The organism is Streptomyces sp. NPDC002265, from assembly GCF_040296125.1.
Classification (GTDB): Bacteria; Actinomycetota; Actinomycetes; order Streptomycetales; family Streptomycetaceae; genus Streptomyces.
Genome location: NZ_JBEOWS010000025.1, coordinates 1 through 13,691, shown reverse-complemented (window position 1 = coordinate 13,691; position 13,691 = coordinate 1). Strand labels below are relative to the sequence as shown.

Genomic DNA, 13,691 nt, shown 5'->3' with positions numbered 1-13,691 from the left:
AGCCGAACCGGCCGGAAACACGACGACGGCGGCGCCCGAGAAGAACGCCGCCGTCGGCCTACGACCACCCCGCGACACCCCCGGCGCCGGGAACCCCTACGGTCAGAAGACCGGCGTGCCCTCACGGGTCAGCTTCCAGTCCACCGACGCGAAGTCCTTCGGGTCCAGCACACCCTTCGCCGTCACCCACTCCGCGATCCGCGTCCGGATCTCCGTCGACTCCGACCACAACTCCGGCGCCGACGCCACGTACGGGAACGCACCGCCGCCATTGGCACGGTAGTTGTTCACCGCCAGCACGAACTGCTGCGCGTCGTCCAGCGCCGCACCGTTGTACGTCAGGTTCTTGATCCGCGAACCCGCGGGCTGCGCGATGTCGATGTCGTACACCAGACCCGACACATAGTCGTAGTTGTAGTCCGGCCGGCCGTTCGCGTTCGTCAGCGCCTCCGTGTCGACCACCGCACCCACCGCCGTCTGCACGAAGTACTCCGCCGAGTACTCCAGGTACGCCCGCACCTGCGCACCCGTCAGCAACTTCGCCACCAGCGTGTTGTCGTACACGTACAGGCTCGACAGACCCCGGATCGTCACATCCCCGGCCGGGATCTCCGACGTCCGCGAGAACGGCGAGGCCTGCGCTATCACCGGCAGCGACGCGTACGACGTACCCGCCAGCGCCGCCTTCACCACGTCCTCCTGGACCTTGGTGATCAGATCGATGATCGGGGCGTCCTTGTACCGGGCGTCGACCGTCGTCAGCGTCGCGGTCGCCGTGCCGACCACCTGGTTGACGTACGCCACCACCTTCGCGTGCTCGTCGGCCAGCAGCCTGGTGATCTTCGGGTCGTCCGCGACCGTGTTCGAGTTCAGCAGCGACGCCGCCACCGACTCGACCTCCCACCGGCCCTTCGCGAACACCAGCCCGATGTCGAACAGGGTCAGCCGCTCGGCGAAGCACAGCGGCTCCGACAGCACGACCGTACGGCCCGTCGCCTCGTTGACGACCTTCAGCTCCGGGATCTCCAGATGCGCGTGCCCGACCAGGATCGCGTCGATACCCGGCACCTGCCTGGCCACATTGGCGGCCGCGTTCTCCACGTACGGCAGCTGGTCACCGTACGACGACGTACCCGAAGCGCCCGAGTGTGCCGAGACGACCACCACGTCCGCACCCATCGACTTCAGCTTCGGCACCCACTTCGCCGCCTGCTCCTCCAGGCCGGGGAACGCCAACTTCCCCTGCACATAAGCCTTGTCCCAGATCGCGATACCCGGGTTCGTCAGACCCAGCACCGCGACCTTCACCGGCGGAGCACCCGGAACGTGGAACTCCTTGATGAAGTACGGCGGGAACGCCGGCTTCAGCGACTTCGCGTCCACCGCGTTCGCACCGAGCAGCGGGAAGCGCAGCTGGCTCTCGAACTTCCGCAGCGTCTCGATGCCGTAGTTGAACTCGTGATTGCCCAGCGCCGCAGCGTCGTACCCGATCGCGTTCATCGCCTGCGCCATCGGGTGCACCGGACCGCCCTTGGCGGTGATCGGGTCGACCTTCGCGTAGTAGTACGTCAGCGGCGTGCCCTGGATGGTGTCACCCGCGTCCAGCAGCAGCGTGTTGCAGTGCCCCCGCTCCTTGCGGATCTGGTTCACCAGGGTCGAGATGCGCGCCAGGCCCATCGTGTTGCCCTTGGCGTCGGAGTACTCCCCGTCCTTGAAGTAGTCCCAGTTGAACACGTGCCCGTGCAGATCGGTCGTGCCCATCACGGTCAGCGCATACCGCTTCGGCTGCTTGACCGGCTTCCCGGCCGGCTTCTTCGCCGACGCCGACTCCGCGGCCTGCGCCGCCGGAGCCGCCGCCGCGCCCCCGATCGCCACCCCCGCCCCGGTCACGGCGGACTTCTTCAGAAACTTCCGACGGTCCAACGGCATGTCTGGTTCTCCTCCAAGAACGGACAACAACGCGCGTAGATTCTGGCGCGCGTAGATTCTGGTCCCTCCATGCCGGACCGCAACAGGTCCAACAGGTTGCGATCCGGTGACCTGACCTATGACTTCCGACCCCGAAATCGGCCAACCGGTGACAGAGTTGGACGTATGGCCACCCCCTCGGACCCCACCGCCCCCACCGACCCGGACACCCCACCACCCGCCGCCGCCTACGGCACACCCGACGCCCCACGCATCGCCGTCCGCGGCGAAGCCCACCTCGAAGTCGACCCCGAGATCGCCCGCATCACCGTCACCGTCGGCGCACGCGGCAAGGACCGACGCACCGCACTCGACGACCTCACCCGCCGCAACACAGCCGTCCTCGACCTCGTCAAGACCTACGGCAACGCCGTCGAACGCCTGGAGACCGGCGCCTTCTCCATCACCCCCGAACTCACCAGGCACGGCCGCGGCGAACGCGTCCGCACCTACCACGGCGCCGTCCGCACCACCGCCGAACTCACCGACTTCACCGCCCTCGGCGAACTCGTCAGCCGCCTGGCCGACCACGACCTCACCAGCGTCGACGGCCCCTGGTGGACCCTGCGCCCCGACTCACCCGCCCACCGCGACGTACGCCAGAAAGCCGTACGCGAAGCCGTCCAACGCGCCCGCGAGTACGCCGAAGCCCTCGGCACCACACTCCACGCCCTCGTCGAACTCGCCGACATCGGCGCCGAGAACAGCCCGCCGACCCACCCCCAGCACCCCGGCCGCATCCGCTCCATGTCCTACGCCGGCGCCACCGAGGAGACCACCGCCGCACCCCTCGACCTCGAACCCCAGCGCCAGCGCCTGCACGCCTCCGTCAACGCCCGTTTCACCATCCGGCCACCCCGGCTCTGAGCCGATCACATGCTCATCGGAGCACACCGCCGCCCATTCAACACTCGTCAAGAACCTTTCACGCAAGCGTTGTTGAGTAGACATGCAGCACCAAAACCCCTACCGACCGGTAAGCCCTAGGCTCGAACCATGCGCCGAGCAAAAATCGTCTGCACCCTCGGGCCCGCCACCGACTCGTACGACCAGATCAAAGCCCTGGTCGACGCAGGAATGGACGTCGCCCGCTTCAACCTCAGCCACGGCGGACACGCCGAACACGAGGAGCGGTACCAGCGCGTACGCAGGGCCTCCGACGAGACCGGACGCAGCGTCGGCCTCCTCGCCGACCTTCAGGGCCCGAAGATCCGCCTCGGCCGGTTCACCGAAGGCCCCGTACTCCTTGAACGCGGCGACACCTTCACCATCACCGTCGAGGACGGCGCCCAAGGAGACCGCAACAGCTGCGGAACCACCTACCAGGGCCTCGCCGACGACGTCACCACCGGCGAACGCATCCTCGTCGACGACGGCAAGGTATGCCTCGAAGTCACCTCCGTCGACGGCCCCCGCGTCCACACCACCGTCATCGAAGGCGGCCTCGTCTCCGACCACAAGGGCCTCAACCTCCCCGGCGTCGCCGTCTCCGTCCCCGCCCTCTCCAAGAAGGACGAGGCCGACCTGCGCTGGGCCCTGCACAACGGCTTCGACGTAGTCGCCCTCTCCTTCGTCCGCAGCGGCAAGGACATCCTGGACGTCCACCGCATCATGGACGAGGAAGGCCGCCGCCTCCCCGTCATCGCCAAGGTCGAAAAGCCCCAGGCCGTCACCAACATCGACGACATCGTCGCCGCCTTCGACGGCATCATGGTCGCCCGCGGCGACCTCGGCGTGGAAATGCCCCTGGAACAGGTCCCGATCGTCCAGAAGCGCGCCATCAAACTCGCCAAGCGCAACGCCAAACCGGTCATCGTCGCCACCCAGATGCTCGACTCGATGATCGACAACTCCCGCCCCACCCGCGCGGAAGCCAGCGACGTCGCCAACGCCGTCATCGACGGCACGGACGCCGTGATGCTCTCCGGCGAGACGAGCGTCGGCAAATACCCCATCGAGACCGTCCGCACCATGGCGAAGATCGTCGAAGCCGCCGAGGAGGACATCCTCGCCAAGGGCCTCCCGCCGCTGACCGACAGCAACAAACCCCGCACCCAGGGCGGCGCGGTCGCCCGCGCGGCCGCAGAGATCGGCGACTTCCTCGGCGCCCGGTTCCTGGTCGCCTTCACCCAGTCCGGCGACACCGTCCGCCGCCTCTCCCGCTACCGCTCCCCGATCCCCCTCCTCGCCTTCACCCCGGAACCCGCCACCCGCTCCCAGCTGAACCTGACCTGGGGCGTGGAGACCTTCCTCGGCCCCCGCGTCGACTCCACGGACGCGATGGTGGCCCAGGTCGACGAACTCCTGCTGCGGTACGGCCGCTGCCGCAAGGGCGACATCGTGGTCATCACGGCAGGCTCCCCGCCCGGCGTCTCCGGCTCGACGAACCTGGTCAGGGTCCACCACGTGGGCGAGGACGACAGCCCCAAGTAGGCGGCGCGGCTCAGTACTTCGGCCCCACGTGGACATCCATGAGGGCCACGGAGGCTTTGCGGGCTACGGAGATGTTGTGGACGTTCGCCTTCTTCCATTCGACACCCACGAGGTCGAGCGACCGCGTGAACAAGTGGACGACGTCCTCCGACAGGTTGGTGAAGAAATACCGCGGATACTCATAACGCTTGCGCTCACCAGCGATCACGCGGGTCGTCCAGTTGATGACGCGGCAGCCGTCGGAATGGATGAGCCCCCGCACGAAGTCCCAGGGGTGGGCGTCGACGATCTCCCACTGCCAGGCTTCGAGGACGATACGCCGCTCGTGCTTCTTGCCGGGACCGTGCTGGGGGAACAGGCAAGTCCAGTGCTTGCTGAAACTGGTGACGGCGACACAGCCCTGCTTCCTGACCCGGCACACACGGTTCAGCGGATGGACCTCACGCATCGCCGCCTCACAGGCGTCGATGATTCCGGGCCAAGCGTTGTCGCACACGATCCGCAAGGCGTACACGCCTCTTCGGCCTGCGCTGATACAACCGTCGCCGAGATAGAAGCCCAGGAGATAGGCGTACGCCGCCGGGTTCCGAGGCGCACCTGACCGGCCCTGACATCGAGGGCACTCGTGGCCGGCGCGCCGAGGCTCCAGCCGCGTATGCCACGAGCGGATCGCGGCCCGGGAGATCCCGGTCTCCTTGCTGACGGAGTTCAGACTGCGCCCCTGGGCCACCAGGGCAAGTGTTCGCTCACGGGTGCTGATGTCGTACATGCGGCCACTCTGCGTGGAGGGCGATGACGCCACGCAGCAAAAAGCGGATGTTCACGAGAATGTGGACATCCGCTTTCGGGTGCAACCTTTGAATGGAAGGAAAAGTGCCCCAGGTGGGATTCGAACCCACACTGTCCGCTGTTTGAGAGCGGCCTCTCTAACCGATTGGAGTACTGGGGCCTTTGAAAGGAAGGAAAAGTCCAACCCCTCGCGCACCCACCCTACCGCAGCTAGGTAGGCTCTTGTCAGCAGTACCCCTGCCCCTGAACGAGGAGCCCCCGTGACCGCCCCCGAGTCGCCCCAGCCCGTAGACGCGCCCGACGGCGAACAGTCGCACGTGCCTCCGCTGACGACCCGTGTCGTCATCGCCGAGGACGAGGCCCTGATCCGGCTCGACCTCAAAGAGATGCTGGAGGAGGAGGGCTACTCCGTCGTCGGTGAGGCGGGTGACGGCGAGCGGGCCGTCGAGCTCGCCCGCGAGCACCAGCCGGACCTGGTCATCCTCGATGTGAAGATGCCCAAGCTGGACGGTATCTCCGCCGCGGAGAAGATCGCCGAGGAGCGCATCGCGCCCGTGCTGATGCTGACCGCGTTCTCGCAGCGCGACCTCGTGGAGCGGGCCCGGGACGCCGGTGCGATGGCGTATCTGGTGAAGCCGTTCAGCAAGAGCGATGTCGTGCCGGCGATCGAGATGGCCGTGTCGCGTTTCGCGGAGCTGAAGGCGCTGGAGGGGGAGATCGCGGACCTCTCCCAGCGGCTGGAGACGCGCAAGCTGGTGGACCGGGCGAAGTCGGTGCTCCAGACCGAGTACGGGCTGAACGAGCCGGCCGCGTTCCGCTGGATCCAGAAGACGTCGATGGACCGGCGGATGTCGATGCAGCAGGTCGCCGAGGCCGTCATCGCGGACGCCGAGGAGAAGAAGGCCGCGAAGGGCTGAGCTCCGCCGCCGTATGTACGACGAGGCCCGCGCTCCCTGGGACCAGGGGGTGCGGGCCTCGTCGTGCGGTGAGGGCCTGGGATCAGTCCTCGCCGAGGTACGCCTTGCGGACCGACTCGTCGTGCAGCAGGTCGCGGCCGGTGCCGGAGAGGACGATGTTGCCGACCTCCATGACGTGGCCGTGGTCGGCGAGCGAGAGGGCCGCCTGGGCGTTCTGCTCGATGAGCAGGATGGTCATGCCCTGGGACTTCAGCTCGGCGATGGTCGCCATGATCTTCTGCATCATGATCGGCGAGAGGCCCATGGAGGGCTCGTCGAGCATCAGCAGCTTGGGCTGGGACATGAGCGCGCGGCCCATGGCGAGCATCTGCTGCTCACCGCCGGAGAGGGTGCCCGCGGCCTGCTTGCGACGTTCGCCCAGGATGGGGAAGAGGTCGTAGGCGCGCTGGATGTCCTTCTCGATGCCGGGCTTGTCGCTGCGCAGGAACGCGCCGAGGCGCAGGTTGTCCTCGATGGTCATGCGCGGGAAGATGTGCCGCCCCTCGGGGGAGTGGGCGAGTCCCAGCGAGACGACCTGGTGGGCGGGGATCTTCTTCAGCGACTTGCCGTTGAACTTGATCTGGCCGCCGACCGGCTTGAGCAGGCCGGAGAGGGTGCGCAGGGTGGTCGTCTTGCCGGCGCCGTTGGTGCCGATGAGGGTGACGACCTCGCCGGCCTCGACCTTGAACGAGATGCCCTTGACGGCTTCGATCTTGCCGTAGGCGACCCGGAGGTCCTCGACTTCGAGCAGTGCGGTCATCGGTCGTTCTCCTTGCCGGGCGCGGTGTCTGCCTGGGTGTCGGCGTCCGCGGCGGTTCCTGCGTCCTCTGCGTCCTCGGCGTCCGTCGTGGTGTCGGCGGGTGCGTCGGTGGCTTCGGCGTCCTCGGCCTCGGCCGCGGTGGTCTCGGCCTCGGTGTCGTCCGCCGTGACCTCGGGGGCCTCGGCCGCGGGGGTCTCCGCCTCGGCCTCGGCCGCTGCGACCTCGGCGGCCTCGTCCGCGCCGGGGGCGCCCTCGAAGGGCTCTCCGAGGTAGGCGGCGACGACGCGCTCGTCGCCCTGCACGGTCGCGCTGTCGCCCTCGACGAGCTTCTCGCCCTGGACGAGGACGGCGACGCGGTCGCAGAGGTTGAAGATGAAGCGCATGTCGTGCTCGATGACGAGGATGGCGATGCCCATGTCGCGGATCGCGAAGACCAGTTCCTCGGTGGCCCGGGTCTCCTGCGGGTTCATGCCGGCGGTGGGCTCGTCGAGCAGGAGCAGGCCCGGGTCGCTGGCGAGGGCGCGGGCGATCTCCAGCTTGCGCTGCTCGCCGTAGGGGAGGTTGCGGGACAGGTGTTCGGCCTTGTCGGCGAGGCCGACGAACTCCAGGAGTTCCATGGCGCGGGCGCGGGAGGCGGCTTCGGCCTTGTGGAATCCGGGCAGGCGCAGGACAGCCGACCAGAAACCTTCCTTCGTGCGGGTGTGGCGGCCGACCAGCACGTTCTCCAGGACCGTCATGTTGGCGAAGAGACGGATGTTCTGGAAGGTGCGTGCCACGCCGGCGGCGGTGACCTTGAAGGACTTGGGCGGCAGGACCGTGCCCTTGTAGCGGACCTCGCCCTCGGTGGGGATGTAGAGGCCGGTGAGGCAGTTGAAGAAGGTGGTCTTGCCGGCGCCGTTGGGGCCGATGAGGCCGACGATCTCGCCGCTGTTGACGGTGAGGTCGACGTTGCGCACGGCGGTGAGGCCGCCGAAGCGCATGGTGACGCCGCGGGCGTCGAGGACGGGCTCTCCGGTGGCGGGGGCGCCGGGGGTGGTGTCCTGGGTGGTGGTGTCGGTGGTCATGGTGGTCAGGCCCCTGCCTTGGTGAGGACGGTGGGCGCTTCCGCGTCTTCGTGGAACTCGAGCTGGCGGCGTCGGTTGGGGATGAGGCCCTCAGGACGGAAGCGCATCAGCAGGATGAGTGCGATACCGAAGGCGAAGAGCTGGTAGTCGCCGAGGAACTGGAGCTTGTTGGGGATGAGGAAGAGCAGCGAGGCGCCGATGAGGGGGCCGCCGATGGTGCCCATGCCGCCGAGGACGACCGCGGCGAGCAGGAAGGCGGAGTTGGGCGGGATGGGGCCGGCGAACAGGTACTGCTCGGGGGTCACGGTGTAGGTGACGTGGGCCTGGACGGTGCCGGCGAGGCCGGCGAGGGAGGCGCCGACGGCGAACGCGATGAGCTTGACGCGGAAGCCGTTGATGCCCATGGCGAGGGCTGCGGTCTCGTCCTCGCGGATGGCGACCCAGGCGCGGCCGATGCGGGAGTTGCCGCTGCGTCGGAAGACGAGCACGACGACGGCGGTGATGATCAGCATCAGGAAGAAGTAGTTGGCGAAGCGTCCGATGGGGAAGCCGGCGATGTCGTGGACGGCGCCGAAGTCGAACCCGAGGATGTCGAGGTTCGGGATGGACGAGATGCCGTTGGAGCCGTTGGTGACGTCGGGGCCGGAGGTGCCGTCGAGGTTGTTGGCGGTGATCCGGAAGATCTCTCCGAAGCCGAGGGTCACGATGGCGAGGTAGTCGCCGCGCAGTCGCAGGGTCGGGGCGCCGATGAGGACGCCGAAGACGAGCGAGGCTCCGGCGCCGACGAGGGCGGCGGCCCAGAACGGGAAGTGCACGTGGAACGGCGAGCTGGGGGAGCCGGAGACCATGGCCGCGGCGTAGGCGCCGACGCCGAGGAAGGCGACGTAACCGAGGTCGAGGAGGCCGGCGAGGCCGACGACGATGTTCAGGCCGAGGGCGACGGTGGCGAAGATGAGGATGTAGACGCCGAGGGTCGCGTACTGGTCGTCGGTCTGGGTGAAGGGGAACGCGGCGGCGGCGACGAAGGCGCCGCAGACGGTGATGTTCTGGTGGCGGGCGGTGATCTGCGACGCCTGGGCGATCAGGCCGGACTTGTGGAGGGCGGCGAAGCCGAAGCCGGCGGTGATCAGGAAGCCGATGAACAGTTCGTCGTACTCGGTGCCGATGCCGTAGGTGAAGACGACGAGGGCGAGGGCGAGGACGGCGACGATGATCAGGATCTCGACGTACGAGGGGAGCGTGCCGACGGGGCGGGGCTTGCCGCCGGCGAAGGCGGCCTTGATCGTGGCCCACCGGTGGGCGGCCTGGTGCTTGGAGTGCTCCCAGGCGGTGTCGTCGGGGTCGATCGGGTCGGCCTCGGGGTGCTCGAAGGGCAGGGCCAGGGCGCCGAGGAAGGCGGCGAGGCTGCCGAGGGCGACGAGGTAGCCGCCGGGTTCGAGGTTGACGACGCCGCCGAGGTCGGTGCTGATCGAGATGACCGTGTACCAGGCGGTGGCGAAGGTGGCGAGGGCGGCGTACTTGATGGCGCCGTCGGCGCCGGCGGGGACGAGCCAGCCCAGGCCCTTGACGCCGTAGGAGGCGAGGGCGAAGAGGGTGGTGAGGGCGCCGCCGATGAGGACGAGGACCTGGAGGCCGCCGGGGTAGCCGTAGACGGTGAGGTCGCCGGGGAAGGCGGAGGTCCAGGTCCAGGCGAGGAACGTGGAGATGACGGTGAGGATGCCGCCGCCGGTCGCCAGTGCGCGGCCGATCTGCGGCGGGATGCCGATGAGACCGGACGGCGTGGTGGCCGGGGTGCTGGGGGTCTCGGGTGCGGTGGTCTGTGTGGTCATCGGTGTCACGCCCTGTCGGCGACGCGCTCGCCGAGCAGGCCCTGGGGCCGGAACAGCAGCACGAGGATGAGGAGTACGAAGGCCCAGACGTCGGCCCAGGCGTTGCTGCCGAACTTGTCCATACCGGGGATGTCGGCGATGTACGCGGTGGCGAGGGTCTCGGCGACGCCGAGGACGAGGCCGCCGATCATGGCTCCGTAGATGTTGCCGATGCCGCCGAGGACGGCTGCGGTGAACGCCTTCAGGCCGAGCAGGAAGCCCATCTTGAAGTCGATCTGGCCGTACTTGAGGCCGTAGGCGACGGCTCCGACGGCGGCGAAGGTGGCGCCGAGGGCGAAGGCGATCACGATGATGCGGTCGGTGTTGACGCCCATCAGCTTCGCGGTGTCGGGGTCCTGGGCGGTGGCCTGCATGCCGCGTCCGGTGCGGGTCTTCATCACGAAGTAGCCGAGGATGGCCATGCTGATGGGGGCCGCGATCAGCAGGAAGATGTCACCGGTCTGGATGGTGACGTTGCCGATCTTGAAGGGGCCGCCGTCGATCTGGGGGAAGACGATGGCCGACTTGGCGTCGGGGTACCAGGCCCAGACGGCCTGCTGCAGGGCGAGCGAGAGGCCGATGGCGGTGATGAGCGGGGCGAGGCGTGGTGCGTTGCGGAGGGGGCGGTAGGCGAACCGTTCCGCTCCAACGGCGATGGTGACGGAGACCAGGACGGCGCCGACCAGCATCAGCGGCAGGGCGATCATCATGGATGTGCCGTCAGGCAGTATGTACAGGTAGACCGTGAGAGCGCCGAACGCTCCGGTCATGAAGATCTCGCCGTGGGCGAAGTTGATGAGCTGGACAATGCCATAGACCATTGTGTAGCCGATGGCGACCAGGCCGTACATGGATCCCAGTAGCAGGCCGTTGACCAGCTGCTGCGGCAGTTCGTTCACCGCATGTCCTCCGAGACGGTTCGGATGTTTCGACGGGTGGGGCCGGATGCGAGTGCGCGCGGGGCGCCAGTGGAACAGCGCCCCGCGCGGCTCAGAGTTGCGAGGTGGGTCAGCCGGTGTAGGTGCCGGAGTTGACGGCCTTCCACGCGCCGTTCTCGACGGCGTAGACGGTGAGCTGCTTGTTGGTGGCGTCGCCGAACTCGTCGAAGGAGACCTTGCCGGTCACACCGTCGAACGAGACGTTCTGGGTGGCGGCGGTGATCTTCGCGCGGGCGTCGTCGGGCAGCTTGCCGCCGTTGTCGTCGACGACCTTCTTGACGGCCTCGATGATCGCCCAGGCGGAGTCGTAGGAGTAGCCGCCGTAGGCGCCGTACTCCTCCTTGTAGCCGCCGGCCTTGTAGTTGGCGACGAACTCCTTGGCGGAGTCGAGGGTCTCGACCGGGGCGCCGACGGAGGTGGCGAGGTCGCCCGCGGCGGAGGCGCCGCCGAGCTTGAGGTAGTCGTCGGCGTAGATGCCGTCACCGCCGACCAGCGGGATCTTGGCGCCGGCGGCCTTGATCTGCTTGCTGAGCGGGCCGGCCTGCGGGTACTCGCCGCCGTAGTAGACGACGTCGGCGCCGGAGTTCTTGACCTGGGTGGCGACCGCGGAGAAGTCCTTGGTGTCGGGGTTGATGTGCTGGGTGCCGACGACCTTGCCACCGAGCTTCTTGAACTCGTTGGTGAAGGTACCGGCGAGGCCGGCGCCGTAGGTCTTCTTGTCGTCGATGACGAAGACCTTGCTCTTCTTCGCGGTGTTGAAGACGTACTGGGCGGCGAACGGGCCCTGGATGGCGTCCGTGGTCGCGGTGCGGAAGTACGACTTGTACGTGCGGGCCTTGCTGGTCGCCCAGTTGGTGCCCTGGGTGAGCGCCGGGTTGGTGTTGGCCGGGGAGACCTCGACGAGCTTGGCGTCGTCGAAGACCTTCTGCATGGCCTCGGCCACGGAGGAGTTCAGCGGGCCGACCACGCCGACGACGCTCTTGTCGGCGACCAGGGCGGAGGCGTTCTGCTGGCCGGACGAGGGCTGCGCCTGGTCGTCCTTGGCGACGATCTTGAAGGTGACGCCGTCGACGTACTTCTTCTTGTTGGCCGTCTTGGCGGCGAGGTCGACGGAGTTCTTGATGCCGAGGCCCAGCGCGGACAGGTCGCCGGTGAGCGGGGCGTCCACGCCGATGGTGACGACGGTGCCGCCGCTGTCGGAGCTCTTGTCGCCGCTGTCACGCGAACCGCAGGCGGTGAGGGTGAGTGCTCCCGCGGACAGCGCGGCGGTGATGGCGATGAGCGAACGTTGACGCACGTTCTTGTCCTTTCCCTGGGCGGCCCTCCCCCCTGGAAGGGGCCGAGTCGAGCGCTGGCCGGAGTGAGTTTCCGGCCGCGGTGACTGGCCGTGACTCTAAGCGCGCGGAGGGAATGTCGAGGAGGGTCTGACGAAGGCTGTGACGCTCTTGTTATGACACGGGGTAATGCAGAGCGGTGCCGAGCGGGGGGAACAGTGGAATTCAGGCCGATTCGCCCTGTCCGCATAGTGAGAACCTGCAGGATGGCCCTTGAAGTAGCCAGGTGCTTCAGGCGTTTTGGTGATGACGTAAATCGTTGCCGCAGGCGACTTGCAGGGCTTTCGAGGGGTCGCGCGTATACCGCCGGGCCCGCGCTAAACGTGGAACCTGTATTGCGCGCGCATTACGTAGAGTTACGGCGGGGAAAGGTGGACCGGCGTTTCTTGGCGCATTTCCGCATTCTGTGACATGCATGGTGATGGCGATCTTGCGAGCTGAACCGGTTTTTGTCCGGAAAAGTGTCTGTTGGCCTGGCGCCGTTGCGAGTCCTGCGGAGGGCCGGCCCGGCCGGTCCGCGACGGCCGACGGCCGGGACTCGACCTGCGGCGGCACCTCCCGGCCCAAGCCCCGCGACGGTGCGCCGGGCGGTGTGGCGCGCGGGACGGAACGGGCGCCGCGACCGCGGTCCGGGCGGGGAACGGCGGTGCGGGGAACGGCCTTGCGGGGTACGGGCGTTGACGCTGTACGGGTACGCGTGTTGACGCTGTGTGGGCAGGGGCGCATGAGGGCGGCCGCTGTGGCCGGACGGGTCGGCGGCCGACGGGGCGGCGCGCGCGGTGCGATGGCCGCCCTGACGGAGGCTCAGCCGGTGCGGGTGGCTCGGAAGGCACCGGCCGCCGGTGCCGGCCGGGGGAGTTCGGGGAATCCCGCCCGCTGTGCGAGGGGTGCCCCCTGCGGGGCCGTCGGGGCCGCCGCCGCTCACCGCCAGGGGTCCTTGTCCGGTTCGCCGGAGCGGTACCGGTCGGCGCAGGCGCTGCGTGTCTGACGTTCGATCAACTCGATTGCCGCGGACTCGCCTTGATGCTTCTTCTCGGCCCGCGCGGCGTCCACGGCCGTGCGCAGGATCTCGTACTGGCCGTTGGACAGCCCCATCGACTGATAGTCACCGTAGGTAGGGGTGTCCAGGGCCCGGCGGGCCCAGTGGGTGACGAGACGGGTGCACAGTTCCTCGGGCGCGGTGGCCGAGGGCGCCGGGGAGACGCGCCCGGTGGTGCCACCGGACGCACCGGACGCGGAGGGCGGGCCGGAGGCGCCGTGTGCGCGGGTGGGGCCGGGAGGGCCGCTGTCACAGCCGGTCGCCGCCACGCCTGTCAGGAGCGCGAGTCCGGCGGCGAGGGCGAGCGCGGGGGTGAGGGCGGGGTGGCGGCTCGGCCGGCGGCGCGGCAGGCGTGCTGCCGTGTCGCGTCGAGGCCCTCCCGTTGCCATGCCCCGACGCTAGGGCGCCCGGCGCCCAGGGGCAACGGCCTCGCACCGGGGAGGCGGAGGCCTCGTACCGCAGAGGCGATGTCCGTGGACCGCGGAGGCGGCGGCCCCGCATCGCGGGGGTGGCGGTCCGTGGCGTCGGGCGCGTGCCCCGTG

General features: G+C 68.6%; 11 protein-coding genes and 1 tRNA gene. 3 read left to right on the top strand and 9 right to left on the bottom strand.

The genetic code is table 11. The features are described 5' to 3' along the window. Positions 1–102: 102 nt before the first annotated feature. A complete protein-coding gene (locus ABT085_RS07150; RefSeq protein ID WP_351603057.1) occupies positions 103–1,929 on the bottom strand; it encodes a bifunctional metallophosphatase/5'-nucleotidase in 1,827 nt (608 codons plus the stop codon). Positions 1,930–2,094: 165 nt separating this feature from the next. Here ABT085_RS07150 and ABT085_RS07145 point away from each other — a divergent pair, with 165 nt between their 5' ends. After that, positions 2,095–2,835: an SIMPL domain-containing protein gene (locus ABT085_RS07145; protein WP_351603055.1), complete on the top strand. Its 741-nt coding sequence runs from the start codon at positions 2,095–2,097 to the stop codon at positions 2,833–2,835. A gap of 129 nt (positions 2,836–2,964) precedes the next feature. After that, positions 2,965–4,401: a pyruvate kinase gene (pyk, locus tag ABT085_RS07140; protein WP_351603053.1), complete on the top strand. Its 1,437-nt coding sequence runs from the start codon at positions 2,965–2,967 to the stop codon at positions 4,399–4,401. 10 nt (positions 4,402–4,411) lie between these two features. Here the strand turns inward: pyk and ABT085_RS07135 are convergent, their stop codons facing one another. Both ABT085_RS07135 and ABT085_RS07130 read right to left on the bottom strand, forming a co-directional pair. After that, positions 4,412–5,170 carry a transcriptional regulator gene (locus ABT085_RS07135; protein WP_351603051.1) on the bottom strand — a complete coding sequence of 253 codons (759 nt, stop codon included), beginning with the start codon at positions 5,168–5,170 and terminating at the stop codon, positions 4,412–4,414. Between the two features lie 105 nt (positions 5,171–5,275). Continuing rightward, positions 5,276–5,350, bottom strand: a tRNA-Leu gene (locus ABT085_RS07130). Positions 5,351–5,450: 100 nt separating this feature from the next. Here ABT085_RS07130 and ABT085_RS07125 point away from each other — a divergent pair. Next, on the top strand, positions 5,451–6,107 hold the full coding sequence (locus ABT085_RS07125; RefSeq protein WP_351603049.1) for an ANTAR domain-containing response regulator: 657 nt from the start codon (positions 5,451–5,453) through the stop codon (positions 6,105–6,107). Positions 6,108–6,189: 82 nt separating this feature from the next. On the opposite strand, the gene ABT085_RS07120 is transcribed toward ABT085_RS07125, so the two are convergent. From ABT085_RS07120 to ABT085_RS07095, 6 genes are all read right to left on the bottom strand, one after another. Then, complete coding sequence (locus ABT085_RS07120; protein ID WP_351603047.1) at positions 6,190–6,906, bottom strand: ABC transporter ATP-binding protein; 717 nt, start codon at positions 6,904–6,906, stop codon at positions 6,190–6,192. After that, positions 6,903–7,970 (bottom strand): ABC transporter ATP-binding protein, encoded by a 1,068-nt coding sequence (locus ABT085_RS07115; protein WP_351603045.1) that lies wholly within the window; start codon positions 7,968–7,970, stop codon positions 6,903–6,905. Before ABT085_RS07115 ends, ABT085_RS07120 begins: the two co-directional genes overlap by 4 nt. A gap of 5 nt (positions 7,971–7,975) precedes the next feature. Then, entirely contained in the window at positions 7,976–9,799 is a 1,824-nt protein-coding gene (locus ABT085_RS07110) for a branched-chain amino acid ABC transporter permease (protein WP_351603043.1), read from the bottom strand. 5 nt (positions 9,800–9,804) lie between these two features. Next, on the bottom strand, positions 9,805–10,737 hold the full coding sequence (locus tag ABT085_RS07105) for a branched-chain amino acid ABC transporter permease (protein ID WP_351603041.1): 933 nt from the start codon (positions 10,735–10,737) through the stop codon (positions 9,805–9,807). Positions 10,738–10,846: 109 nt separating this feature from the next. Then, on the bottom strand, positions 10,847–12,073 hold the full coding sequence (locus ABT085_RS07100; RefSeq protein WP_351603039.1) for a branched-chain amino acid ABC transporter substrate-binding protein: 1,227 nt from the start codon (positions 12,071–12,073) through the stop codon (positions 10,847–10,849). A gap of 958 nt (positions 12,074–13,031) precedes the next feature. Then, complete coding sequence (locus ABT085_RS07095; RefSeq protein WP_351603037.1) at positions 13,032–13,538, bottom strand: hypothetical protein; 507 nt, start codon at positions 13,536–13,538, stop codon at positions 13,032–13,034. Positions 13,539–13,691 lie beyond the last annotated feature (153 nt).